At 63.2% G+C, this 25,208-nt stretch carries 24 protein-coding genes, 1 pseudogene and 1 riboswitch; of the genes and pseudogenes, 13 read left to right on the top strand and 12 right to left on the bottom strand.

Annotated features, from left to right (window positions below; translation table 11 throughout):
• Positions 1–87: 87 nt before the first annotated feature.
• Positions 88–291, top strand: a riboswitch (cobalamin riboswitch).
• 112 nt (positions 292–403) lie between these two features.
• The 3 genes from HU748_RS03100 (at position 404) to HU748_RS03090 (ending at position 4,088) form a co-directional block, all read left to right on the top strand.
• Positions 404–2,530 carry a TonB-dependent receptor gene (locus HU748_RS03100; RefSeq protein ID WP_186719146.1) on the top strand — a complete coding sequence of 709 codons (2,127 nt, stop codon included), beginning with the start codon at positions 404–406 and terminating at the stop codon, positions 2,528–2,530.
• A gap of 195 nt (positions 2,531–2,725) precedes the next feature.
• Positions 2,726–3,877, top strand: a complete 1,152-nt coding sequence (locus HU748_RS03095; protein ID WP_186665178.1) for a DUF1624 domain-containing protein — start codon at positions 2,726–2,728, stop codon at positions 3,875–3,877.
• Positions 3,878–3,932: 55 nt separating this feature from the next.
• Complete coding sequence (locus HU748_RS03090; protein WP_186665180.1) at positions 3,933–4,088, top strand: hypothetical protein; 156 nt, start codon at positions 3,933–3,935, stop codon at positions 4,086–4,088.
• An 18-nt stretch (positions 4,089–4,106) separates the two neighbouring features.
• Here the strand turns inward: HU748_RS03090 and HU748_RS03085 are convergent, their stop codons facing one another.
• On the bottom strand, positions 4,107–4,445 hold the full coding sequence (locus HU748_RS03085; protein ID WP_186665182.1) for a hypothetical protein: 339 nt from the start codon (positions 4,443–4,445) through the stop codon (positions 4,107–4,109).
• 178 nt (positions 4,446–4,623) lie between these two features.
• On the opposite strand from HU748_RS03085, the gene HU748_RS03080 reads away from it, so the two are divergent.
• The 6 genes from HU748_RS03080 (at position 4,624) to HU748_RS03055 (ending at position 11,578) form a co-directional block, all read left to right on the top strand.
• Positions 4,624–5,103, top strand: coding sequence for a hypothetical protein (locus HU748_RS03080; protein WP_186665184.1), 480 nt, complete (start codon positions 4,624–4,626; stop codon positions 5,101–5,103).
• Between the two features lie 91 nt (positions 5,104–5,194).
• Positions 5,195–6,769, top strand: a complete 1,575-nt coding sequence (locus HU748_RS03075) for a sensor domain-containing diguanylate cyclase (protein ID WP_186719552.1) — start codon at positions 5,195–5,197, stop codon at positions 6,767–6,769.
• A gap of 292 nt (positions 6,770–7,061) precedes the next feature.
• On the top strand, positions 7,062–7,574 hold the full coding sequence (gene fae, locus HU748_RS03070; RefSeq protein ID WP_186719144.1) for a formaldehyde-activating enzyme: 513 nt from the start codon (positions 7,062–7,064) through the stop codon (positions 7,572–7,574).
• 9 nt (positions 7,575–7,583) lie between these two features.
• Positions 7,584–8,618: an aldo/keto reductase gene (locus HU748_RS03065; RefSeq protein WP_153773847.1), complete on the top strand. Its 1,035-nt coding sequence runs from the start codon at positions 7,584–7,586 to the stop codon at positions 8,616–8,618.
• Positions 8,615–10,054 (top strand): NAD-dependent succinate-semialdehyde dehydrogenase, encoded by a 1,440-nt coding sequence (locus tag HU748_RS03060; protein WP_186719142.1) that lies wholly within the window; start codon positions 8,615–8,617, stop codon positions 10,052–10,054. Before HU748_RS03065 ends, HU748_RS03060 begins: the two co-directional genes overlap by 4 nt.
• Before the next feature lie 174 nt (positions 10,055–10,228).
• Positions 10,229–11,578, top strand: coding sequence for an MFS transporter (locus tag HU748_RS03055; protein WP_186665192.1), 1,350 nt, complete (start codon positions 10,229–10,231; stop codon positions 11,576–11,578).
• Positions 11,579–11,702: 124 nt separating this feature from the next.
• Here the strand turns inward: HU748_RS03055 and HU748_RS03050 are convergent, their stop codons facing one another.
• A complete protein-coding gene (locus tag HU748_RS03050; protein WP_186665194.1) occupies positions 11,703–12,164 on the bottom strand; it encodes a phosphotransferase system, HPr-related protein in 462 nt (153 codons plus the stop codon).
• A 154-nt stretch (positions 12,165–12,318) separates the two neighbouring features.
• Here HU748_RS03050 and ligD point away from each other — a divergent pair, with 154 nt between their 5' ends.
• The 4 genes from ligD to HU748_RS03030 all read left to right on the top strand — a co-directional run bounded on the left by ligD (position 12,319) and on the right by HU748_RS03030 (position 17,174).
• Positions 12,319–14,790, top strand: coding sequence for a DNA ligase D (gene ligD / locus HU748_RS03045; protein WP_186719140.1), 2,472 nt, complete (start codon positions 12,319–12,321; stop codon positions 14,788–14,790).
• Between the two features lie 15 nt (positions 14,791–14,805).
• Positions 14,806–15,846, top strand: a complete 1,041-nt coding sequence (locus HU748_RS03040) for an acyl-CoA dehydrogenase family protein (RefSeq protein ID WP_186719138.1) — start codon at positions 14,806–14,808, stop codon at positions 15,844–15,846.
• 69 nt (positions 15,847–15,915) lie between these two features.
• Positions 15,916–16,515 (top strand): SAM-dependent methyltransferase, encoded by a 600-nt coding sequence (locus HU748_RS03035; protein ID WP_186719137.1) that lies wholly within the window; start codon positions 15,916–15,918, stop codon positions 16,513–16,515.
• Positions 16,512–17,174 carry a glycosyltransferase gene (locus HU748_RS03030; RefSeq protein ID WP_186719135.1) on the top strand — a complete coding sequence of 221 codons (663 nt, stop codon included), beginning with the start codon at positions 16,512–16,514 and terminating at the stop codon, positions 17,172–17,174. The genes HU748_RS03035 and HU748_RS03030 overlap by 4 nt, the downstream gene beginning before the upstream one ends.
• A gap of 14 nt (positions 17,175–17,188) precedes the next feature.
• On the opposite strand, the gene HU748_RS03025 is transcribed toward HU748_RS03030, so the two are convergent.
• From HU748_RS03025 to HU748_RS26330, 10 genes and pseudogenes are all read right to left on the bottom strand, one after another.
• The gene (locus HU748_RS03025) at positions 17,189–18,025 is read right to left on the bottom strand and encodes a Ku protein (RefSeq protein ID WP_186719133.1); all 837 of its coding nucleotides are present in this window, start codon (positions 18,023–18,025) and stop codon (positions 17,189–17,191) included.
• A 9-nt stretch (positions 18,026–18,034) separates the two neighbouring features.
• Positions 18,035–18,172, bottom strand: coding sequence for a PSPA7_2676 family Cys-rich small protein (locus HU748_RS03020; protein WP_186665207.1), 138 nt, complete (start codon positions 18,170–18,172; stop codon positions 18,035–18,037).
• An 81-nt stretch (positions 18,173–18,253) separates the two neighbouring features.
• Positions 18,254–19,159: an SDR family oxidoreductase gene (locus tag HU748_RS03015; RefSeq protein ID WP_186665208.1), complete on the bottom strand. Its 906-nt coding sequence runs from the start codon at positions 19,157–19,159 to the stop codon at positions 18,254–18,256.
• An 85-nt stretch (positions 19,160–19,244) separates the two neighbouring features.
• On the bottom strand, positions 19,245–20,369 hold the full coding sequence (locus tag HU748_RS03010; RefSeq protein ID WP_186719129.1) for a carboxylate-amine ligase: 1,125 nt from the start codon (positions 20,367–20,369) through the stop codon (positions 19,245–19,247).
• 7 nt (positions 20,370–20,376) lie between these two features.
• Positions 20,377–21,330 (bottom strand): class I SAM-dependent methyltransferase, encoded by a 954-nt coding sequence (locus HU748_RS03005; protein ID WP_186719127.1) that lies wholly within the window; start codon positions 21,328–21,330, stop codon positions 20,377–20,379.
• Positions 21,330–22,655 carry an iron-containing redox enzyme family protein gene (locus HU748_RS03000; protein ID WP_186719550.1) on the bottom strand — a complete coding sequence of 442 codons (1,326 nt, stop codon included), beginning with the start codon at positions 22,653–22,655 and terminating at the stop codon, positions 21,330–21,332. Before HU748_RS03000 ends, HU748_RS03005 begins: the two co-directional genes overlap by 1 nt.
• A gap of 14 nt (positions 22,656–22,669) precedes the next feature.
• Positions 22,670–22,855: a hypothetical protein gene (locus tag HU748_RS02995; RefSeq protein ID WP_186719126.1), complete on the bottom strand. Its 186-nt coding sequence runs from the start codon at positions 22,853–22,855 to the stop codon at positions 22,670–22,672.
• Positions 22,856–23,191: 336 nt separating this feature from the next.
• The gene (locus HU748_RS02990) at positions 23,192–23,587 is read right to left on the bottom strand and encodes a hypothetical protein (protein WP_186719125.1); all 396 of its coding nucleotides are present in this window, start codon (positions 23,585–23,587) and stop codon (positions 23,192–23,194) included.
• A gap of 49 nt (positions 23,588–23,636) precedes the next feature.
• The gene (locus tag HU748_RS02985; RefSeq protein WP_186719124.1) at positions 23,637–24,476 is read right to left on the bottom strand and encodes a lipid II-degrading bacteriocin; all 840 of its coding nucleotides are present in this window, start codon (positions 24,474–24,476) and stop codon (positions 23,637–23,639) included.
• Between the two features lie 526 nt (positions 24,477–25,002).
• A pseudogene (locus tag HU748_RS26330) lies at positions 25,003–25,098 on the bottom strand (putative oxygenase MesX); the annotation flags it as partial.
• Positions 25,099–25,208 lie beyond the last annotated feature (110 nt).

Raw genomic sequence — 25,208 nt, 5'->3', positions numbered from 1 at the left:
AAAAAATCCAATAAAAACGCGCAACCCTGCAACCCATCACGTTTTTTCGCCCATCCAAACGATTGACTCCCTCCGCGTTCGATGATCAGATGCGCGCCAGTTTCAGGTGTCCTGCGCCGCCGTGCGCAGGGTGAAACGGGAAGCCGGTGCGTCTTTGCAGACAAGTCCGGCGCTGCCCCCGCAACGGTAAGCGAGCGAATCCTTCGACACACCACTGTGCTCATGCATGGGAAGGTGAAGGCTTCACGACCCTCGCAAGCCCGGAGACCGGCCTGACGCTTCTGTTGGCAAACCCGCGGTGGGCGGGCGCAGGCCGGTGTTCGCGTGCGCGCCTGCGTGCGTGTCTGCTCGTCTTTGCGTTGTTTCCACCGGGATCCATTCATTCCTGAACCCCTGGAACGATATGTCCCGACACTTCAAGCTTCACACCCTGGCCGCCTGCATGGCGGTTTCCCTGCCGGCGCTGGCCGAGCAGCCGCAAGGCAAGGTCCTCGACCTGCCCTCGACGGCGATCACCGAGACCCGCGACGAACAGATCGTCGACCTGGCAACCCCTACCCAAGCCGGTTCGCGCCTGAACCTCAGCGCCCTGGAAACCCCGGCCAGCACCACCAGCATCACCGCCGAGCAGATCCAGCAGCGCGCCAACCTCACGGTGCAGGATGCAGTGACCCGCTCGCCCGGCATCACCTCCGTCGGCACCCCGGGCAACGGCAACACTGCGCTCTCCGCCCGTGGTTTCAGCGGACACTCTTCGGTGATGACCTTGTTCGACGGTTCGCGCCTGTACACCGGCGCTGGCACCCAGACCTTTCCGGTGGACCCGTGGATGGTCGAGCGCATCGAGGTGATCCGAGGCCCCGCCTCGGTACTTTATGGCGAAGGGGCCACGGGCGCGGTGATCAACGTGATCCCGAAAAAACCCTTCGACGGCGAGATCCGCAATCACCTGCGCCTGGGCTATGGCTCATGGGATCGCCAGCAACTGGGCCTGGACAGCGGCGGCAGCCTGAGCGAACGCCTGAGCTACCGCCTGACCCTGAACAAGCAGGAAGGCAATGGCTGGGTCGACCGCACCGACTCTCGCAGCCTGGCCTTGAGTGCTGCGTTGCGCTTCGATGCCACCGACGACCTTAGCTTCACGTTGGCCCATGAACGTGGCGACGCACAGCCATCGAACTACTTCGGCACGCCGCTGATCGACGGCCACCTGCGCGACAGCCTGCGCAAGAAGAACTACAACATCCAGAACGACGTGCAGCGCTACCATGACGAATGGACCCGCTTCAACACCGACTGGACCCTCAGCGACAGCGTCACTGCCAGCAACCAGCTGTACTACATCAAGAGCCGCCGGCATTGGCGCAATGCCGAGGACTACACCTGGGATCCGAGCCGCGAGCAGCTGGAGCGCGCGAGCTACCTGGAGATCAAGCACAACCAGGAGCAGATCGGCGACCGCCAGAGCTTCACCTTCGATCACTCGTTGTTCGGGCTGAACAGCAAGACTGTGCTCGGCGCGGAGTACAACAAGATCCGCTTCAATGTCGACAGCAACTCGCCGTACAGCGATGTCGGCGGCGACTACGTCGATCCCTGGAATCCGGCACCGGGCTGGTTCCACAGCCGGAACGTCACACGTGCGCAGACCCTCTCGACGACCCACACCTTCGCCCTGTTCGCCGAGAATCGCACCCAACTGACCGATCGCCTGTCGCTGGTGACCGGTATCCGCCGCGACCAGAACCACATCGACCGTGACAACCTGACCAACGACACTCGCGTCGACCGCAGCCTGCAAGGCGGCAACTGGCGCGCCGGCCTGGTGTTCGCGGTAACCGACAACCTGTCGCTGTACGGCCAGTACTCCACCAGCGAAGACGGCGTGAACAACCTCATCAGCCTCAGCCCGAGCCAGATCAACTACGACCTGACCGAATCGAAGCAGACCGAGCTGGGGCTCAAGCAGCGCTTCTGGGATGGGCGCGGTGAATGGACCCTGGCCGCCTATCACATCGTCAAGAAGAAGCTGTTGGTCGACGACCCGATCAGCCATGAGAAACAACAGGCAGGCCAGCAGACCTCCGACGGCCTGGAAGCCGCGCTGGAGCTGGATCTGGGCCACCAATGGCAGGTATCGGCAAACGCCTCGGTGGTCCGCGCCAAGTACGATGATTTCGACGAGATCGTCGGCAGCATCGCCCAGGACCGCGCCGGCAACCGCCCCGCCCACGTCCCGCGCCGTACCGCCAACCTCTGGCTCAACAAAGGCTTCGGCCAGACCGTCGACGCCGGCATTGGCCTGCGCTACGTCGACCAGCGCTATGCCGACACCGCCAACGCCTACAGCGTCCCTGGCTACACCGTGGTCGATGCCAATCTCGGCTGGCAGGTACTGCCCGACGTACGCCTTGGCCTGCAGTTGAACAACCTGTTCAACCGCGACTACGTGGTTGCCGCGCACAGTGGCGAACAATGGCTGCTGGGCGCGCCGCGCTCGTACTTCGCGACGGTGGACTACAGCTTCTGATGCCGTAGGCCTCGCCGGCCCTATCGCGGGACCAGCCCGCTCCCTCAGGTAATCACCCTCCTGAAGACTGGTGGAGCACCCGTGGGAGCGGCGGTTCGCCGCTGCGACCTGTCCCGCGATAGGGCCATCAACATCACCACAACAACAAAGATATAAGATAACATTCCAAATCTTACTCAACTCTGTCCCAGACCCATGCCATCCACACCACCCTCTCCCCGCCTGCACAGCATCGACGCCCTGCGCGGCCTGGTCATCCTGTTCATGCTGCTGGACCACGTGCGCGAAACCTTCTTCCTGCATCGTCAGGTCAGCGACCCGATGACCATCGACACCACCGAGCCCGCCCTGTTCGCCAGCCGCGCCCTCGCCCACCTGTGCGCCCCGGTATTCGTCATGCTGACCGGGCTGAGCGCCTGGCTCTACGGCGAAAAACACCAGGGCCGTGGCGATGTCTCGGCGTTCCTGCTCAAGCGCGGCCTGTTTCTCGTGGTGCTGGAGTTCACCCTGGTCAACTTCGCCTGGACCTTCCAACTGCCGCCCAGCGTGATCTACCTGCAAGTGATCTGGGCCATCGGCCTGAGCATGATCGTGCTGTCGCTGCTGGTGTGGCTGCCGCGCCCGCTGTTGATGGCGCTGGGTATGGCCATCATCGCTGGCCACAACCTGCTCGACAGCCTGCACTTCGCACCCGGCACAATGATGCACGCCCCGTGGGCGATCCTGCATGACCGCGGTTGGCTGGAGGTGTCACAGAACCTGCGGTTGCGAACCTCCTACCCGCTGCTGCCCTGGATCGGTGTGATCGCCCTGGGCTACGCCTTGGGGCCATGGTTCGCGCAAGGTAGCGATACCGCGCAGCGCCAACGCCGGTTGCTGTTCGCCGGCACCGGCTCGCTGCTTGGTTTCCTGGCTCTGCGCCTGGTCAACGGCTATGGCGAGGCCCAGTGGCAGCTCTACCCTGACCTGACCCAGACCCTGATGAGCCTGCTCAACATCACCAAGTATCCACCGTCGCTGCTGTTCCTGCTGCTGACCCTGGGTGTCGGCCTGTTGCTGCTGCGCGCCTTCGAACGCGCCGGCCAGGCACGCTGGATCGGCGTGCTGACCGTGTTCGGCAGCGCGCCGATGTTCTTCTACCTGCTGCACCTGTACGCGCTGAAAGTCTTCTACCTGGCCAGCGTCGGCCTGTTCGGGCACAACCAGGGCGAGTATTTCGGTTTCGATAGCGTCGGCGCACTGTGGTTGGTCGCCACATTGCTGGCGGCGGCCCTGTACTGGCCGGTGCGAAAGTTCGCCGGATTCAAGGCCCGCCGCCGAGACATTCGTTGGCTCAAGTATCTGTGAGCGAAAGCGCCCGAATCGTTTACCATCGCCCTTCCCAACGACGGAAACCCCCGAGATGAACAGGATGATTCAGTTCGTGGTGGTGGTCGTGCTCTGCACGGCCATCGGCACGCTCTGCGAACACTTTGGCGTGAACCAGTACCTCAAATGGTTGTTGATGGCGTTGCCCGCGATCGTCTGGGTGCGCTTGCGCAATCCGATGAAGAGCTGATCCCGGGCAACCCAGGGCTCAGTAGTTCGAACGGTCGTAGCCCGATCCGTCAGTTGCGCGGATGAACGCGTCGTAGTAGCTGACCAGGTTACTGCCCTTTTCATAGAGGATGGTGGCAAAGTCGCTCGGTGAAATATTGCCCTGCTCCCAGAACCGATTCATGTCACCGGAAAGCAGGTACGGCAGGTAGTCTTCGTTGACAGTATCGCTGTGAAGATGCGAGCGGCCGAAGTACAGCGCCGAGATCAGGGCAATCTGATCCTCGGCCGCCAAGTTCGACAAAAATGCCTGGGCGTCTTCGGACGAGGCGAAGGGCAGTCTTGGGACGATGTCGCCAATCAGATGGTCGATATGCATGGAGGTCTCCTTGGTAGGTCCGCCCCGTATTAACCGAGTGCAGCAGGCCCCGCGTCAAAAACGCTGTGTTGAGCCTCAACGTGACACCGCAGGACGCTTGCCTACGCCATTTCCTACACTGCCGTGCCTGCAGGCCTTGCAGTAAACTCATTCCCTCGAACCTCCAGAGCCACCCTCCATGCCTCGCCTGCCGAAACTGCTGCTGCCCTTGCTGTTGCTCGCCACCCTCGCCGCCTGCGATCAGAAACCCACCCGCGAGGAGCGGATCCTGGCCAACCTGCCGCTGCAGGAAGCCTACGACCACAACATCGAGCGCATGGCCCAACTGCTGGCGATGACTCACCCGCAGGTGCCGCAGGACAAGATCAAGGAGGTGCTGCACAAGCACCTGACCGTCGAGGACCAACGCAAGGACCTGTTCAAGCTCTACAGCGAGAAGAACTTCAGCGATGCCGAGTTCGACACCATCGTGGCGGCCACCCAGGACCCGCAGAAAGCCCGGCAACTGGGTGAGAGCGAGGAAGGCAAGCGCCTGAGCGAGAAACTTACCGGTTTGATGCGTGCCACAGCGCAGGACAAGCACGTGCAGGCATTGGCTGAAGAGCGCATGCAGCAGGTAGAAGACGATCTGTCGGCGCTGAGCCCACCAGGCAGCTGACGCCGGCAACTGTACCAATCGTTTCGCCCCGTAGCTGACTGCGCACATTCCGAGTAAGGTTATTGCAACCGACCTGCCAGTGAGCTCCAGATTGCCACACGCCAAGAAAGGCCTGCGCCTGGACCTGCGCACGCTCATCCTCCTGTTGTCGACACTCACCGCCGTGGTAATGCTGCTGACCAGCTATTTCGCCAGCTACCGGGTGCAGCGCCAACTGCTGATCGATCACTCGCTGGAATCGAACTGGGTGTATGCGGCCAAGCTGGCATCGATCACCGAACTGTTCCTGGAAGGCGCGCTCAAGCAGCTTGCGTTCAGTGCCGAGAACAGCGAAGGGATGCTTGACGACACGGCCCGCCTGCAACGCGAAAGTGAACGCCTGCTGGCCCAGAGCAATGCCTTCAACTCCACCTTCTTCGTCGACAGTGAAGGTATCCTGCGAGCGATCTCGCCCGCGCCCCTGCGCACCATGCTCGGACAGCGCATGGAGACGCCGGGGGCATTGGAAGCGCTGCGCGAACGCCGGGCGCTGATCTCGACCCCGTTCATTTCCAAGGCCAACAACCTCGTGGTGGTCGCCTCGCAGCCGATCTTCGCCGAGGACGGCCGCTACCTCGGGTATGTCGGCGGCAGCCTCTACCTGCGCCAACACAACATCCTCAACAGCCTGCTGGGCGAACACTTCTACCAGGATGGCTCCTATCTCTACGTGGTCGATCACAACCGCCGCCTGCTCTATCACCCGGACGCCGAACGGGTAGGCACGGTGGTTAAGGACAACCCCATGATCGATCAACTGCACAACAAAGACAGCGGCACCCAGCAGTTCACCAACAGCCTGGGGGTCGAGATGGTCGCAGGTTTCGCCACGGTGCCAGTCAGCGGCTGGACCATCGTCGCCCAGCAGCCGCTGACCAAGACCGTGCAACCGTCACAACGGCTGATCCTCAACGTGGTCGGCATTTCCGTCCCCCTCGCCTTGCTCGGCGGCCTTGCCCTGTGGTCGCTCGCGCTGACCATCACCCGGCCACTCTGGCAACTGGCTGCCGGCGCCCGCGGCCTGGACAAGGCCGACACCCACGAACGCATCCATGCCGTGCGAGCCTGGTATTTCGAGGCTGCCGAGCTCAAGCGCGCCCTGCTGTTCGGGTTGAACCTGTTGCAGGAGCGCATCGGGCGCCTGAACCGCGACGCGCAGACCGACCCGCTCACCGGCCTTGGCAACCGTCGCCGCCTGGACCTGAGCCTGTCGCTGCTGCAGGCCGATAATCGCACCTTCTGTGTCATCGTCCTGGATATCGATCACTTCAAGCGCATCAACGATCAATACGGTCACGATGTTGGCGACCAGGTGCTGCGCTCGCTGGCCGAGCTGATGCGCACCTGTTGCCGCGAAGGCGATGTGCTGTGCCGCACCGGTGGCGAGGAGTTTCTCATGCTGCTGCCCGGTGCCAGCCTGGAGGTCGCGCAAAGCGTTGCCGAACGCCTGCGCCGGGTGGTGCAGGACACCCCCTTCGAACCGGTCGGTGCCGTGACCATCTCGCTCGGTGTCGCCTGCTGGCCTGGCGGCGAGGACGACCCAGCAGACGCCTTGAGCAAGGCCGACCGCGCCCTGTATGCGGCCAAACACAGCGGCCGCAACCGCGTCAGCCTCAACGCCAGCTGAATTCACCTCGGCATCGATTACTTGCCGTTGCCCTCGTGCCAGTAAAACCGGCGCTATGACTTGCCCTCATACCCCCTTGATTTCTTCTCCCTACTGCCCCGCGCTCCCCGCCTGATACAAATCCTCACGACTGGCCCCGCCAGCACGGCTCGCCCAACAACAAAGAGCGTCGCACCATGCCTGCATTGCAGATACCCCTTCGCCCTTGTTGCGTAACGAGCACCTGATTTCGCGCCTCGCGCGGCAGGCGCCGCCGAGGCTTCGTTCTCCTGTGAGTGATCGAGGTTTTTTCATGAAGCAACTTGCCCTGTACATCGGCGAAGGTTTCGAAGGCCCCGGCGTCAACGCCGCGCACATCAACATCATGATGGGGCCACGCAACGGCCCGGCCGGCCAGGCCTTCGCCAACAGCCTGGCCTCTCCCAGCCAGGGCCACTGCCCGTTCATGGTCATCGCCCAGCCGAACATCCCGGTCAAACCCATGACCCTGTACGTCAACAAGGCGGTGATCGGCGGCGACCTACACGCCAACGCCACCTGGGGCGCGTCCCAGGCCGGTATCGCCAAGGCGGTCACCGAAGCCCTGCTCGACGGCACCCTGCCGGCCGAAGCCGAGGATGAATGGGCCATCGTCACCGCCAACTGGGTCAACCCGGCCTGCGACGACCTCGATGCCGTCTACCTGAACAACTACAGCGCCTGCCGCACCGCGATCCGCGCCGCCCTCCAGGGCCTGCCGGCCCGCGCGCAGCTGGCCGATGTGGTCAACCAGATCGCCAACCCCTTCTACACCCCGAAAGCCTGAGGTCCGACCATGCAATACATCCGTCTGGGCCACTCCGGCCTGCAAGTCTCCAAGCTGTGCCTGGGCACCATGAACATGGGCACACCGCAGTGGAAGCCGTGGATCTTCGACGAAGCGGCCAGCGAGCCGATCGTGCGCCACGCGCTGGACAAGGGGGTGAACTTCATCGACCTGGCTGACTTCTATTCCGCTGGCGTCGGCGAGGAAGTGGTCGGGCGTATCCTCAAGCGCCTGGTGCGTCGTGACGACGTGGTGGTGACCACCAAGGTCGGTTACGGCACCCGCAGCGGCATCAACGCCAGCGGCCACTCGCGCAAGCACATCCTCGACGGCATCGACGCCTCGCTGCAACGCGCCGGCATGGATTACTTCGACGTCTACATGCTGCATTTCTTCGATGTGAACACCCCCGTCGAAGAAACCATGGAGGCGCTCAACGACATCGTCCGCGCCGGCAAGGCCCGCTACATCGGGGTCTCGACCATGCTCACCGGGCAACTGGCGAAAATCCTCCTGGCCTGCGAGCGCCATGGCTGGGCCAAACCGATCAACATGCAGTTGCAGCTCAACTGCGCCTACCGTGAAGAAGAACGCGAGATGATTCCGTTCTGCCGCGACCAGGGCCTGGGCGTCTCGGTGTTCAGCCCGCTGGCCCGCGGCCTGCTGACCGGCGACGTGCAGTCGACGCGCAACCAGACCGATTTCTTCACCCAGCAGATGTACAGCGACGAAGCCTCGTTCGCCATCGCCCGCTCGGTGCAGCGCGTGGCTCAGCGTCACGGCGTGTCCAACGCCCAGGTAGCCCAGGCCTGGGTCCTGCAGCACCCTGGCGTGGACAGCATGCTGGTCGGCGCGGACTCCACGGCGCAGTTCGACAGCGCCCTGGCAGCACTGGACATGCGCCTGGACGAAGAGGACCTGTACGAACTGGAGCGCAACTACACGCCCTGCGACCTGATCAACGACTACACCGCCGGCAAGCGCATCCTGCGTGTCGGCCGCCCGCCACGCGGCGACTTCGCGATCCAGGAGGCAGTGGCATGAGGACGCTGCTCAAGACAGGACACTACATCGATGGGCAATGGCTCAGTGGCGGCGCCACCTATCCCGTGATCAACCCGGCCACGGGCGAAACCCTGGCTCAGGTGCCGCGCGGCGGCGCCGAGGAAACCCAGGCGGCCATCGCCGCCGCCGAACGTGCCCTGCCCGCCTGGCGCGGCAAGCTGGCCAAGGAACGTGCGCAGATCCTGCGCCGCTGGTCCGAACTGATGCTCGAGCAACGCGACGCTCTCGCCACCCTGCTCAGCCGTGAGCAAGGCAAGCCGCTGGCCGAAGCCAAGGGCGAAGTGGCCTATGCAGCGAGCTTTCTCGAATGGTTCGCCGAGGAAGGCCGGCGTGTGTACGGCGATATCATTCCCACGCCCAAGGCCGACGCGCGGGTGCTGGTGACCAAGGAGCCGATCGGCGTGGTCGCGGCGATCACGCCATGGAACTTCCCCCTGGCGATGGTCACCCGCAAGGTCGGCCCAGCCCTGGCGGCCGGCTGCACGCTGATCCTCAAGCCCTCCGAAGAGACGCCACTGTCAGCCTTCGCCCTGGCGCTGCTGGCCGAGCAGGCCGGCGTACCGGCAGGTGTGTTCAACATCGTTTCCGGCGACGCTCCGGCCATCGGCGGCGCGCTGCAGGCCTCGACCGTGGTGCGCAAGCTGTCGTTCACCGGCTCCACCCGCACCGGCAAGCTGCTGATGCGCCAAGCCGCCGACACCTTGAAAAAGGTCTCGCTGGAGCTGGGCGGCAATGCCCCGTTCATTGTCTTCGACGACGCCGACCTCGACGCCGCCGTGCGCGGGGCCATGGCCTCGAAGTTCCGCAATACCGGGCAGACCTGCGTGTGTGTCAACCGCTTCTATATCCAGGACGGTGTGTACGAAGCCTTCACCCGCAAGCTTGCCGAAGCCGTGCAAGCCTTGCGCGTCGGTGATGCGCTGCAGGGCGAGACCGAGCAAGGCCCGCTGATCAACGCTGCGGCGCTGGCCAAGGTGGAGCAGCACGTGGGCGACGCGCTCGAGCACGGCGCGCGCCTGCTCTGTGGTGGCCGTCGGCATGCGTTGGGCGGCACTTTCTACGAGCCGACAGTGCTGGCCGAAGCCACGGCGGACATGCTGATCGCCAGCGAGGAGACCTTCGGCCCCGTGGCGGCATGCCTGCGCTTCCAGGACGAGGCCCAGGTCCTGCGCCTGGCCAACGACACGCCCTATGGCCTGTCGGCGTACTTCTACAGCCGCGACATCGGCCGCGTCTGGCGCATGGCCGAGGGCCTGGAGGCCGGGATCGTCGGGGTCAACGAAGGGATCATCTCCACCGAGGTGGCGCCCTTTGGTGGCATCAAGGAGTCGGGCATGGGCCGTGAAGGCTCCAAGTACGGCCTGGAGGACTACCTGGAGATCAAGTACGTGCTGATGGGTGGACTGAACAGCTGACCCTGCCTTTGTAGGAGCAACTGTCTTGCTCAAAATCTAAAGGCCAGCCCAATCCCTGTGGGAGCGGGCTTGCCCGCGAATGCAATAGTGACGGCACCGACGCATTCGCGGGCCAGCCCGCTCCTACGAGGACCGCAACGACCCTGACCCAAACAATAACAACGAGGTGTCAACATGACGGGACAGACAGTCAAGATCGACGACCTGCCGATCGGACGTTTTCATATCAAGATCGCCGGCCTGACCTTCGGCGCGCATTTCACCGACGGCTATATCCTCGGCCTGATCGGTATCGCCTTCACCCTGATCAATCCGCAGATGCAGTTGAGCCCGTTATGGCAGGGGCTGATCGGCGCCTCGGCGTTGCTCGGGCTTTTCCTGGGCAGCCTGTTCTTCGGCTGGATCTCCGACCGACTGGGACGCCAGAAGATTTTCCTGATCAGTTTCGTGCTCATTACCCTCGCCTCGGTGATGCAGTTCTTCGTCGAGACGGCAACGCAACTGTTCCTTTGCCGGGTACTGATCGGCATTGGGCTTGGCGGCGACTTCAGCGTCGGCCACGCCATGCTTGCCGAGTTCTCGCCGCGCAAGCACCGTGGCGTGCTGCTGGGCTCGTTCAGCGTGATCTGGACCTTCGGTTATGTCGCCGCAACCTTCGTCGGCACGGCCCTGCTGCCGCTGGGCGACGATGCCTGGCGCTGGATGCTGGCGTCCTCGGCCATTCCGGCAGCAATGATCCTCATCGCCCGTATCGGCACGCCGGAATCGCCACGCTGGCTGATGCACCAGGGCCGCGCCGAGGAAGCCCGCGCCATCGTACGCAAGCACCTGGGCGCCAACGTGGTACTCGACGACGAAGTCGCCCGGCCCAGCCACAGCGGTTTCGCCGCCCTGTTCAGCCGTGAATACCGCAAGCGCACGGCGTTCAACTGCCTGTTCTTCATCTGCATCGTCATGCCTTACTTCGCCATCTACACCTTCCTGCCAGCGATCCTGCAGAAGATGGGGCTGGCCGAAGGCTTCGGCACCGAGATGATGCTCAATGCCCTGCTGATCGTCGGCGCACTGCTGGGGATCTGGTGCACCATCAAATTCAGCCGCCGCGGCTTTCTGATCAACAGCTTCCTGATCCTGGCGGCGGCGCTGTTCCTGATGGTGCTGATGCCGAGCAGCATGGCCTGGGCGATGGTGGCGCTGTTCGGGCTGTTCACCCTGGTGCTGTCGGCGGTGAGCAACCTGGTCGGTGTGTACCCGGCCGAGAGCTTCCCCACCGAAGTGCGCGCCAGCGGCATCGGCTTGGCCACCGCAGCAAGCCGGCTGGGATCGGCGATAAGTACCTTCCTGCTACCGGTGAGCGTGGCCGGGATCGGCCTGAATCCGACCATGGCGATCCTCGCCGGCATCCTGCTGTTCGGGGCACTGGTGTCGATGGCCTGGGCGCCGGAAACCAAGAGCCTGTCGTTGGCCGAGGCCTGTCGTGGGGAGGAGAACCCTGCGCCGGCGGGCAAGGTGGCGGCGGCCTGATCGGGCAGTGTCGCTGTTTCGCGGGCAAGTCACAGCCCTCCCGGGAGCAAGGCCGGTGTGAGGGAATCCGCAGCGAAGCGCAGGGCCGGATGATCGGCTGTTGCAGGAACAGCATGCTCGTTTATCACGGCTCGCGCCTGTCATCTTCAGAGCTGACATCGTCGGTCCACGGCTCGCCGTCCAACGGTGCCGAGCGAGCCAGCTCAGCCTCGTCCAGGCCAATGCCGCCACCGATCTCGTGAGCGTCTACCTGACGCAGAGTCTGGTCGGCAGGTCTGCTACCGCTGCCAGGCTCATGCGGATCACGAGCACCGGTTTCATCGAACAGCGTGTCCGGGCTCAGGTCGTCCAGGGTGACATTGTCCTCGTGCAGGCTGTCGCTCAAGGCCTCGCCACCGGTCATGCCGCTTTCGGCAACACGTCGGGGCGGATAATCCTCGGCGATCTCACGCGCCGGACGCTCGTCGCCGACACGCCCCTGGCGTTCATCGCGGCGCTCACTGAAATCCAGCTCGTGGACGCTTCCCATGCGGTCCTCGGTGTCATCGATCTCGACCTGCGGTCTTGGGTCATCAGGTGTAGGCATGAGTGTTCTCCGATTGGGGGCTTCACTCGGTCGACTCCCACACAGGGAAATGATTCATAGTTTCTTGCTACGCCCTGCTCCGCGCTTTTATTGAACTCCGCGCAGTATCGCCGCCTCCCAATCTTGAGACCCGCGAACCCTCCCGGAGCCCGCCATGGCCAAGCCCCTGCAGGAGTACCATCGCAAGCGCGACTTCAACGCCACCTCCGAACCGCTAGGCAAACACGCCAAGCCACGCTCGGCGCACGCGCTGCAGTACTGCATCCAGAAACACGACGCCAGCCACCTGCACTACGACTTGCGCCTGGAACTCGACGGCACCTTGAAAAGCTGGGCAATCCCCAAGGGGCCCTCCCTGGACCCCAAGGTCCGGCGCCTGGCGGTGCATGTCGAGGATCACCCGCTAGACTACGCCAACTTCGAAGGGCACATCCCGGACGGTCACTACGGCGCTGGCGATGTGATCGTCTGGGACCGGGGCATCTGGGAACCCGAAGGCGACCCGCGTCAAGCCTATGCCAAGGGCAAGCTGCGCTTTCGCCTGCAGGGCGAGAAACTGTCGGGGGTCTGGAACCTGTTCCGCACCCAGCTGGCCGGCAAGAAGGAGCAATGGATGCTGGTCAAGTCCGGTGACGGGCGGGCACGCAGCGAAGCCGAATACAGCATCGTCGAAGCCCTGCCGGACAGCGTCCTCAGCGAGCGCAGTCTGCCGCCAAGGCGTCCGGCCAAGACAACCTCCGCCAGCCCGCGCAAGCACAAGGCCCGCGCCAAAGCCCTGCCCGACAAGCTCCAGCCGCAACTGGCCACCTTGGTCGATTCCCCCCCCAGCGGCGACTGGCGCTATGAAATCAAGTTTGATGGCTACCGCATCCTCGCGCGCATCGACGGTGACGACGTACGCCTGTTCACCCGCAATGGCCACGACTGGAGTGCGAAGATGCCCCGTCAGGTCGAGGCGCTAAAGGCGCTCGGGCTCGACGCCGCGTGGCTGGATGGCGAAATGGTGGTGGTCGATGACAACGGCGTCGCCGATTTCCAGGCGTTGCAGAATGCCTTCGACACCGAGCACGACGAACGCATCACCTATTACCTGTTCGACCTGCCCTGGCTGGGGCGAGAGGACCTGCGCGAACTACCGCTAAAGGCGCGTCGCGACACCTTGTCCCGGCTGCTGGAAGACAACGCATCGCCGGTGCTCAGGTACTCCGCAGACTTCGAGGAGCCGGTCGACTCGCTGCTCGACAGCGCCTGCCGCCTGGAGCTGGAGGGCCTGATCGGCAAACGCGCCGACAGCCCCTACGTGGGCCGACGCAGCAGCGACTGGATCAAGCTCAAGTGCAAGCAGCGCCAGGAGTTCGTGATCGTCGGCTACACCGACCCCAAAGGCAGCCGCCACGGCTTCGGCGCCCTGCTGCTGGCCCTGCATGACCACGATAGCAGCGAGCTGCGCTACGCCGGCAAGGTCGGCACCGGCTTCAGCGCCGCCACTCTGGACAGCATCCTCGCTCGCCTCAAGCCGCTGCGGACCGCCAAAGCGCCGTTGCCCAGCCCACTCACCGGCGCCGAAGCTCGCGGCGTGCACTGGCTCAAGCCTCATCTGCTGGCCGAAGTGGCCTATGCCCAGATGACCCGCGAAGGCATCGTGCGCCACGCGGTGTTCCACGGCCTGCGCGACGACAAGCCCGCCACCGCCATCGACCTGGAGAAAGCGATGCCCGCCAAGCGCGCAGCACAGCCACAACCCGAGGGCCTGGACACCCTGCGCCTGACCCACCCAGACCGCGTGGTCGACGCAACCATCGGTGCAACCAAGCGCCAGGTCGCCGAGTACTACGCCCAGGTCGCCGACTGGCTGCTGCCTCAGCTCAAGGATCGGCCCGTCGCCCTGGTCCGGGCACCGGATGGCCTGGCTGGCGAGTTGTTCTTCCAGAAGAATGCCGGCCAGCTGCACATTCCCAAGGTGCTCAGCTACAGCAAGGCCCAGGCCGGCCAGGCGGCCATGGTGCTCAACCGCGCCGACAGCCTGCTCGGCGCGGTGCAGATGAATACCCTCGAACTGCACACCTGGAACGCCACCAACAAAGACTTCGATAAGCCCGACCGCTTCGTGCTCGACCTCGACCCAGACCCCGCGCTGCCCTGGAAAGCCATGCTCGAAGCCACCCAACTGACCCTGACCCTGCTCGATGAGCTGGGCCTGAAGGTGTTTCTCAAGACCAGCGGCGGCAAGGGGATACACCTGGTCGTGCCGCTGACCCGGCGTGCGGGCTGGGACGAGGTAAAGGATTTCAGCCATGCCTTGGTCGAGCACATGGCCGCGCTGTTCCCTGATCGCCTCAGTGCCGTTTCCGGCCCGAAGAATCGGGTCGGGCGGATCTTCATCGACTACCTGCGCAACGGCAAGGGCGCCACCACCGTAGCGGCTTATTCGCTGCGCGCTCGCGAAGGCCTGCCGGTTTCGGTGCCGATCTGGCGCGAAGAGCTGAGCCAGCTCAAAGGCGCTGACCAATGGAATATCGGCAACCTGCACGAGCGTCTTGCACAGGTCGACGACCCTTGGTCCGAAATGGCCAGGACCCGCCAATCCATCACCGCGCGCATGCGCAAGCAACTGGGAATCGAGTGAAGGAGCGCCAAGCCGATGAGCACCGCCCATGACTTCGACCGGGTCCGCCTCGATCACCTGTTGCGCCCTTTCAGCGCGCGACGGCAGGCGATCGATCTCGACACCCAGCTACCAGAGCTGCTGCACATGCTGCAGGCCGATCATCTCGACCGCCTGCCGCTGCCGGGCCAGGGCCGTACCCTGGAACGCTGGAGGATCCTGGCGCGGGTCGCCGGCTGCGACCTGGCCCTGGCCAAGCTCTACGAGGGCCATACGGACGCCCTGGCGATCCTCAGTGAATGCGCCGCCGAGCACTACGCCGACGACGGGATCTGGGGCGTGTGGGCTGCCGAACCACCGGATGCTCGCACCCGCATCGTCGCCCGGGACGGCGACCAGGTTCGCCTGCAAGGCCGCAAAGCCTGGTGTTCGGGGGCATTGCAGATCGATCGCGCGCTGGTGACCGCCTGGGACGACGAGCAGCCACAGTTGGTGGCCATCGAGCTCTCCCATCCCAGCCAGCGCATTCAGGCCGAGCACTGGCAGGCCGTTGGCATGGCCACCACCACCAGCGTCACCCTCGAGTTCGATGATTCGCCGGGGCTGGCCATCGGCGCGCCCGGCCAATACCTGTCCCGCCCGGGATTCTGGCAAGGCGGCGCGGGCATTGCCGCCTGCTGGTATGGCGCAGCCGAAGCCTTGGCGGACTACCTGCGCGAACACTGCGTCAAACCCCGACCCGACCCACACGCCGATGCCCACTTGGGCGCGGTCGACGCCGTCTTGTTCGGCGCCCGCGCCGCCCTGCGCGAATGCGCTGCCTGGATCGATCGGCACCCCCATGACGATGCCAGTTTCCAGGTGCGCCGCACCCGCGCTCAGGTCGAGCATGCGGTCGAGCAGGTCATCTGGCATGTCGGCCGAGCGCTGGGCGCCACGCCGTTCTGTCGCAACAGCCATTTCGCCCGGCTCAGCGCCGACCTGCCGGTATACCTGCGTCAAAGTCACGCTGAGCGCGACCTCGCCGAGCTGGGCCAGCAACTGACCGGCATGCCGGCAGGCGCATGGCAACTATGAGCCAGCACCTGATTCAGGCAGCCACCGGCTGCATCCCTTGCAACCGTTCCTGCCCGCAATGGAGTCACCATGAGCCTCGATGCGCAGTATTTCGCCAACCTGTATGCCGACAACGATGACCCATGGGCCTTTCGTACCCGCTGGTACGAACGGCGCAAGCGCGACCTGACCCTGGCCAGCCTGCCCCGCCAGTGTTACGAGCGTGTGTTCGAGCCGGCGTGCGCCAACGGCGAGCTCAGCGTGCTGCTGGCCGAACGCTGCGCCGACCTGCTGTGCCAGGACATCGACGCCACCGCCGTGGCACTGGCCCGCCAGCGCTTGGCGGGAGTGAACCATGCCTGCGTCGAGCAAGGGCACATACCGGGCGACTGGCCCGGCGGACAATTCGACCTGATCGTGCTGAGCGAAATCGGCTACTACCTGGACCCCACCGACTGGCTGCAGGTGATCGAGCAATCGGTGGCCAGCCTGACCTATGACGGCGGCCTGCTGGTGTGCCACTGGCGCCATCCCATCGCCGGTTGCCCTCAGGATGGGCGTGAGGTCCACGCTCTGCTTGCCCGGCATTTGCCGCTGTATCCGCTGTTGCGCCACGAAGAGGCGGATTTCCTGCTCGAATACTGGTCGTGCCAACCCAGCGTCGTAGACCTGGACGAGACTTGCCCATGATCGCCGTCATCATTCCCGCCCACAACGAAGCCCGCCGCCTCGGGCACTGCCTGCGCGCCGTCACGCAGGCGGTGGCACGGGCCAAGGCGGCGGGCCTGGTGGCCGAGGTCCTGGTGGTGCTCGATCGCTGCACCGACGCCAGCGCACGCATCGCTCGCCGTCATGGCGTGCACACTCTGGAGCTGCAGGCCGGCAACGTCGGCATTGCCCGACGCCAGGGCGCTGCGTGGATGATCGAGCGCGGCGCGCAGTGGCTGGCCTTTACCGACGCCGACAGTCGCGTGCCCGAGCACTGGCTGGTATCGCAGTTGCAATGGCACGCTGACGCTGTCTGCGGCACGGTGCACATCGAGCGCTGGCAGCCCTGGCAGAACGCCGCCCTGCGCCAGCTATACCGCAGCCGTTACCAAGCCCGGGACGGGCACCGGCACATCCATGGTGCCAACCTGGGCGTGTGCGCCAAGGCCTATGAGCGAGTTGGCGGATTCCAACCATTGCCAGCCGATGAAGATGTGCAACTGGTGCTGGCCTTGGAAGCCAGTGGCGCGCAGATCGTCTGGACCGCAGCGCACAGCGTGGCCACCAGCAGTCGGCGGGACAGCCGGGCTCGCCAAGGCTTCGGCGATTACCTGAGCGCTCTGGAGGGCCTGATGCGGTAGGGTGCGCTCCCGCCCTAGGACGCCTTGCGCGGTCGCTTGCTCGCTGGTTTCTTCGCCTTGGTCTTGCCGCCAAGGCTGCGCTTGAGCAACTCGGTGAGGTCGATGATGTCGGCGCTCTTCCCTGCCGTCGCCCCCTCACCCTTGTCCACCGTCGCGATCTTGCCCTTGCTCGCCTTCTCTTCCACCAGGTCAAGGATGGTCTGACGAAAGGCATCGTGGTACTCGTCTGGCTTCCATGGCCCACTCATGTCCTCCACCAGTCGCTTGGCCATGTCCAGTTCGCGCTTGTCGACCTTGGTGTCGGTCACGCTCCTGTCCAGCTCCAGCGACTCCAGACCACGGACTTCCTCGGGCCAGCGCAGGGTAATCATCACCAGCGCATCCTCCAGCGGGCGCAGCAACGCCAGGTGCTGGCGGGTGTGCAGCACCACGGTGGCCAAGGCTACCTTGCCGGTGCTGTGCAAGGTCTCGCGCAACAAGGCATAGACCTTGCCGCCACGACGGTCGGGGCTCAGGTAGTACGGCGTGTCGAACTGTTGCAGCGGGATCTCTGCGGCGTCGACGAAGGAAAAAATATCGATGGTCTGGGTCGCCTCGGGCCGCGCCTTGCGAATCTCCTCCTCGCTGATCACCACATAGCGGCCCTTCTCGTACTCGACACCCTTGACGATGTGTTCCTTGTCGATCTCCTTGCCAGTCACCTTGTTCACCCGCTTGTAGCCCACCGGCTCCATGCTGCGCTTGTCGAGCCAGTCGAAATCCACCCGCTCGGTGCGCACGGCGGTATTGAGAGAGACAGGGATATGCACGAGGCCGAAGCTGATCGCGCCTTTCCAGATTGCCCGGGCCATGGTCGGTTCCTACGCAGCGAATGGTTGGCCGGGCTGGCTGTAGCGCAGCGCGCCGCAGCGTTCGCAGCACTGACAGTCAAGCCCGGCGATTTCACGGATCAACAGGCTGCGCCACTGACAGCCACGCAGCAGACAGACGAGTTTCATCAGCCACCTCCCAGGCCCGCATGCAGGGGCCTCTTACAACGACTGACTGCGCGGCGCGGCCAAGGTTTATTCGACTTTGCCCTACGGCAGTGGATTGCCCCCGGTGACGCCGAACACCTCCCCGGTGATATAGCTCGACTCCTGGCTGGCCAGCAGCACGTACAACGGGGCGCACTCGGCGGGCTGGCCCGGGCGTTTCATCGGAGTATGCCCACCGAAGTCGGGGATCTTTTCCGGTGGTTGGCCGCCACTGGGCTGCAGCACGGTCCAGATCGGGCCTGGAGCCACCGCGTTGACGCGAATGCCGCGCTCGATCACCTGCTTGGCCAGCGCCTTGGTGAAGGCCACGATGGCCGCCTTGGTGGTGGCGTAGTCGAGCAGCGTCGCCGATGGCTGGTAGGACTGGATCGAGGCGGTGTTGATGATGGTCGCCCCGGCAGGCATCAGCGGCACGGCGGCCTGGCAAAGCCAGAACAGCGCGTAGACGTTGGTCTTGAGGGTGTGGTCGAACTGCTCATGGCTGATCTGGCCAATGTCCTCGCGCGCCACTTGCTTGCCGGCAACGTTGACCAGGATATCCAGGCCGCCGAGCTGTTCGTGGGCCTGGTCTACCAACTGGCTGCAGAAGCGCGGGTCCTTGAGGTCGCCGGGAAGCGCCACGGCCTTGCGGCCTTCACGCTCGATCAACTGGACCACCTCCCGGGCATCGCGCTCCTCCGTGGGCAGATAGTTGAGGGCGATGTCGGCGCCCTCGCGGGCGAAGGCGATGGCCACGGCACGTCCGATACCCGAGTCGGCGCCGGTGATCAGGGCGCGACGTCCGGCCAGGCGCCCGAAACCCTTGTAGGTGGTTTCACCGTGGTCGGGCTTGGGCTGCATATGGGCATCCAGCCCCGGGGCGGGTTGGCCCTGGGCCGGAAACGGCGGATGGGGGTACTGGGTCAGGGGGTTTTGCAGGGTGAATTGGTCCTGGGGCTTGCTTGGCATGGGTTGGACTCCTTCTGGTTTGGCTAGGTGTTGCCTGATCGCGAATCACACAGCGTTCGAGGCAAAGGATCTGCGGATGGTTTACTCAACCAGTCCCGGGCACCGACAACTGGTGCTCCACCACCTGTTTCACCACGTTGCGCAGCGCCTGTCGGTCGTCCAGGCCTTGGTCGCGGGCCAGCGCATAGGTCGCGCGCTGATGGTCGGCACTGGTGCCGTCGCGCAGGATGCGCCGGGCGTGCATGAAGGCGCGATCAGCGTCGACGGTGTCGGCTGGACATTGCGCCTGCAGTTGCGCCAGCCAACCTTCGGCGTTCACCGGCTGTTGGTCGTGCACACCGATGAAAGTGCCCAGGCGGCCCTGACGCAGGGCACGCCAATAGTTTTCGTGGGTGATCCAGCGCATCTCGCGGCTGGCGACAGCGCCATCGCGCCCCAGTGCATGCTCGACGAGATGGCGAAACAGCGCGGCGATGGCCAAGGCATCGTCCAACCGGGGGCAACCATCGCAGATCCGCAGTTCGACGGTCGGAAACCGTCGCGAGGGCCTGATCGCCCACCAGAAGTCGCCATCCTTGGCCAGGCTGCCAGTGCGTTGCAGCAGCGCCCGGTAACGCTCGTAGGCGCGCCAGTCCGGCAGCGGCTCGGGCAGGCCCATGTGCGGCCACTCCCCGCACACCACGCGGCGGTAGCTCATGTAGCCGGTGTCTTGTCCGCCCCAGTACGCAGAGGAGGTGCTGAGTGTCAGCAGCAGCGGTAACCAGTACAACACCCGATTGATCACCTGCATGCGATCGACGCCCTGCGGCACGCCGACATGCACGTGCAGGCCGTTCAACAGGCTGCGCCGGGCCACCAGCCGGTAATCGTCGAACAACTGACGGTAGTGCGGGGCTTCCCGTGGGTGTTGGCGCAGCCATTGGGCACTCGGATGGCTCCCCGCGCCGTAAAGGCCGGCCCCCTCGCCCGCCAATGCCTGGCTCAGGTGCTGGCGCTGCTCGGTGAAAAAGGCACAGGCCTGGTGCAGCGTGTCGAATACCGGCGAGGCGACTTCCACTTGGCTGCGGAACATTTCCTCGGCGAACCAGGGCCCCAACACATCGCGGCAACAGCGGACCACGGCCGAGGACGGCGCGGCCATGACCCGGCCCGTGGCCAAGTCCACCAACAGGTATTCTTCCTCGATGCCGAACGTGCAACGCCGCGCCATGCTGGCATCAGCCCCGACGCGTGACGGTCAGGGCAACGGCGGCGATACGCTCGACCTGCTCGTATCCAGGCTCGAGCAACTGCTCGCCGAACACGTCCGGGTCCAGTTCCCGGTAGGACCAACCAAACGCAGGCCCGGCAAGGCGCAGGCGGGCGGCTTCGAGCAGCGCGTCGCGCCCCTCGACGATGGCGACACCGGTGTACAGCAACAACGTGCCGCCGATCGACAGCCGCTCACGGGCCTGCTCGACAATGCGCAACGACAGTTCGGCGCCCAGCGCGCCCCCTCCGTGGCGGTAGGCGCGCTCGCCCGCGTCGAGCATGTAGGGAGGATTGGCGACGATCAGGTCGAACGTCCCGGCGATGCTGTCGAGCACGTCGCTGAGCGCTACCGAGACATTGGCCACGCCGGCCAGTGCGGCATTGACTGCGGTATGACGCAAGGCCACAGGGTTGATGTCCACCGCAGTGACCTGCGCATGCTGCGCGGCCCGGGCGATCAGCAACGCGCCGACGCCACTGCCGCAACCAATGTCGACGGCATGCTGCACGCGCTGTGGGCTGTGCTGCAGGTGATCCTGGATCACCTGGGCGAACCGGTAGCTGTCCGGGCCGAAGAACACCGCGTCGCGGCTGTCTGTCGGCCAGGCGGAGTGCACCAGCAGCAGGTCATCCAGGCTCGACCAGCGCACCCTGCTGCGCCACAGCGCATCCTGTGGCTCCAGCACACCGGCGATACGCAGCTGTTCCAGTTCGTCGGCGCTGAGCAGCGACGCTTCGAACGGTCGGCTCCAGCCGAACACATCGCGCAGCGTTCGAGCCCGGCGCGCTTCACTGCGGGCATTGATCCTGTCCTGGGTTGCCGGGGTCACGCATGTGAAGCGATAGCCGTCGGCACGCAGCCGACGTCCCAGCTGTAGCAAAGCCTCGTCGGCATGCCTCTGGTCCTGGTCGAGCAGCATCAGTTCGGTCCTCCCTGCATCAAGCCGGTGGCCTGGATGAACGCGCGGGTGGCGCGCAGGCCCTGGGGCGTGGAATGGCGATTGCCGACCATCGCTTCGATCAGTGCAGCCATGTCCGCTGCCTGCGCTTCGCAAGGCGCCTCTTCCTCCAGTTGCAACGCCTGCTCCCATTGCCCGGGCGGCACCCGACGCATCCCGGCACCCTGCCAGGTGCCGGCGATCCAGTCGTGCCAGAGCTGCTTTTCATAGGCATCGAACACACCGAACATGGCCGCCACCGGACCGTCGATCAGCGCCCAGAAGCGGCTTTCCCTGGGATCGCTGTCGCGCTTGATCCAACCCTGGACTTGCAATGCATCCAGGAAACCAGGCATCGCACCGGGCTCGGCAAGCCACTGGTTGATGGTGCGCCCTTGCAGGCGACATCTGTCCGAATGCATGCACTGCCCGTATGGACGCTTGCGCTCCAACGCGCCGAGCAACTCGGCCTGCAGGTCGAACGAAGCGATCAGCGACGGAGTGTCGATACCCAGGTCATTGAGCCGATAGCCCTGCCTGACCCGCTCGTAGAACGCCGGCCCCTGATCCACAGACAGTTCGGCGAAGCTCTCCAGGGCGCGCCGTGCATGACCGCTGGCGGCATTGTCGATGGTCACATGCAACTGGAAGTAATGAGCGTCGATGCCCAGCTCGGCCAGCTCATGAGTGGTGATCAGCAGGTGCAAGGGGGGCTGCTCGTACCCCAGGTTGTAACCGATCACCTCCGGCAGGAAGCGCTCGCAGCGCTGCCCCAGGGCCAGTTGCAGCGCGCCCTGCAGGTAACGTTCAGCGGCTAGCGGTGCGCTCTGCAGGCAGCCGAGACGGCTGAGCAGGCGCTGGTAGATCAGCACGTGGTTGCGGCGCAGGTCGCCGTCACCCAGCTCTTCGAGGAAGGTGCGGATCAGCCCGTGAAACCGAGGGTCGCGCCAGTGCCAGAGGGTGCCGTGCAGCCATGCGCCATCGACCGCCTTGGTTGGCGCGACCTGCTGCAAGAACCACAAGGCCTGCGCCCGGTTGTCGAAGTAACGGCGTGGAGCACCCTGACGGCGTTGTTCAAGATAGGCCGCGTGTTCCCCGGCGACCCGCTGCGCATGGGCAGCGGCCCAATCCGGCAGTTGCCCAGGATCATCCGGCAAGTCGTCCGCCAGCGTGCGGACATGGCCCAGTTGCTCGCCCAGCCAAGCCTCGGCCGTCGGGTCACGGCCCTCGAGCAGGGCACGGTAGCGATGTTCAAGTCCATCGCTCGCCTTGGCGGTTGCCGCCCAGCCTTTCGTCATCGCCACCATGCCCGCTACCTCGCTCATTGATTTTGCGGTTTGGTCTCGGGGGACGGATTGGTCGTGTGTGTATCGGGCTGCTGCATCTGCAGCGACGGCTTGCTTGGATCGGCGTCCTTGGCCGGGTGGTCGTTATCACGGTCGAAACAGCCACCGAGCATCGTAAAGCAGGCAGCTAGCAGCGTTGTGGCCAATAGATTCGTTTTCATGGGGTTCTCGCTTTTGTGGAGGCCTACACAAGCGAGTTCGATACACCCTGAAGGATTCGTTTTTATTCCGGCGCAACGGATGAACGGCGCAACGAAATGTCAGCCACCTCTCGCCGTGCATGGTCAACACCTTGCTAGCAGAAAATTGGGCTGTGAGTCGCTCCTGCGGCTCAACCGATGGTGGCAGTGAAGTCGCGCTAACTTAGCAAGGCATTAGGAAAATAAAAAATTCACTCTTGAAACTCGCAGGTGCTCATGTCGCTGATGCGGCGACTGAGACCCTCATCGCCGACGTGGCCCCTACAACCTTCTCTGGAAAAGAGCCAGAATATTGAATCAAGAAGTACGCCCAATTAGAAGCCTAGGGATAAGTAAAACAATCATAGCAATCATGTAAAGAATTGCTGGAATAGCTGAAAGTTTCGTGCCATTCAATGCCACCGCCAAGCTCAAAAGGCCAGCAACCAAGCAAAAGAGCGCGCAGGGAATGTCCAAAAGACAATATGCCAGCTTTTGCACAACCCTACTTTCAGACAGACTTTTAACTGCGACCGACACGACAGAGAGCACTACTACAAAAAAGGTAAAATACAGGACATACATAACAAAATATTTGTAAGGACCAGAATTCTCCCCTCCCAAATCGATATCTCCTTGTAGAGCCAACCACAAAACCAAGTCAGCCAATAAAATCACCAACAGAGGAAAGCCGCTTTTAAAAAATGCAAACATGTTGCTCAACCCCTTAAAAAGCGCCCTTAACTTGGGCGCACACAGCTAGTTATTTTTGCAGCGAGATGGGATAAGCCCCCTTAATCTCGATAGCGTAGTTTTCTGCCTCAAGATGCCTTTGAATTTCCGAGAGAACTTGAGTGGCGCTTTCCCCAAACGCGCTGCGCCAACTACCTGGATTGGCATCATAAATATCATTATAAGCTCTCGCCTCGCCATCGAAACTGATACGCCCATCTGCATATTTTGTGACACTACCTTCAATTTTTAACGTGATATTACCAAGCCAAAGCCCAGTGAGCCATGAATCATTCGCCGTATTGTAAGGCACTTTATCCAAAACAATACGACTACTACCCACGGACGAGCTTATAAGGGCCTGATCCAAAGCAGGAATAGGCGTAGCATTTAGGTTCAACCCAAGAGAGTTAATGCTTGTACTCGCTTGCGACCCGCCACCATACAAAAAGTGACCAAGGGCAGCGACAGGGGTTAGCACACCGCCAGAGAACTCTTGTGGCATATGAGTTTCGGGTATGGTTCTCGGCGGCTGGGTATTATGCCACACATAATTAAGAGCTTGAGCCGCGCTCTGTGATGGATTGTGAGCCTTGAACGTATCGGCCCACTGCAATGTCAGACAGTCGATTTTGAACGCATTAATAATCCCTGTTGCTCCAATAACACCATCTGGCATGTAAGTTTTTTGCTCATTGCAAACCTTTATCATCATTTCCCGCCACAAGCCCGCGCCATAACTTTCGTTTCGCTGACGTGCCTGCTCAAGCTGAACGTAGCCCGGATTTGGCCCAGGAAAAACTCCGCCCTTAGGAGGAGCGTACCCCGGCGCAGTGGCAGTTACGTTAATCGGAGGAAGTTCAATAGTCACTGTTAGTCCTTTTTCCGCGAGTGGACCCGCGTATCCTTGGAAAAATTACCGCAAAAAAAATCGAGGCTCAAGGTATTTACTTGAGTATTCGACTCCGCCTAATGGTTTATCTGGACTGGCTGAGCAATTCAGTTTTCTGGCCGGCTGCTGTGTTGGTCTTCCACTCCACAGCCTGACGTACGACAACAAGTGTTTAGACTAAACCGGGTTATCTGCAAGCCGACCACGGCGTTATGAGAACAGGTATTTCTATACACGGAAAGGTTGTTCATGGCACATCAGAATCTACCTACAGCTTTTTGCTCTTCCGTCTGACCTGGCAGGAAGCTTCATCCAGAAAACATGCGATCGAGAAAATGCGTTGATTGCAAGTTTGCGTGTTTTTACGCGCGAGCCGTTACAATTAGAAATGTGAACTTGACGCGAAACTCTCGGATACCGAGATCAGGTGCATGGCGACTAAATACTTCCAGTGCCTGAAAGACGCGAGGCTCTGTCTGAGATCCCAAGAAACTGGAATGGAGCTCTGGAACATCTTCTGGAAGGTGTCCATCGTGCTGATGGTGCTGATCAGCTCAAGGGGGCTGCAATCCTCCAGCAGACCGCCAGCGAAGTAGGCTGCCTACCCTGGGGGAAATTCGATGGGAGGATCGTCAGGAGTAACAGCCACATGAGAAAAACACATTTTTCCCGCGATAACCTGCAATTTTATTCACGATTTCTCCGCACGTT

The sequence above is a fragment of the Pseudomonas sp. RW3S2 genome (assembly GCF_014268955.1).
GTDB classification, from domain to species: domain Bacteria; phylum Pseudomonadota; class Gammaproteobacteria; order Pseudomonadales; family Pseudomonadaceae; genus Aquipseudomonas; species Aquipseudomonas wayambapalatensis.
The sequence above is the reverse complement of the archived record's forward strand: the minus strand, read 5'-3'. Positions and strand labels throughout refer to the sequence as shown.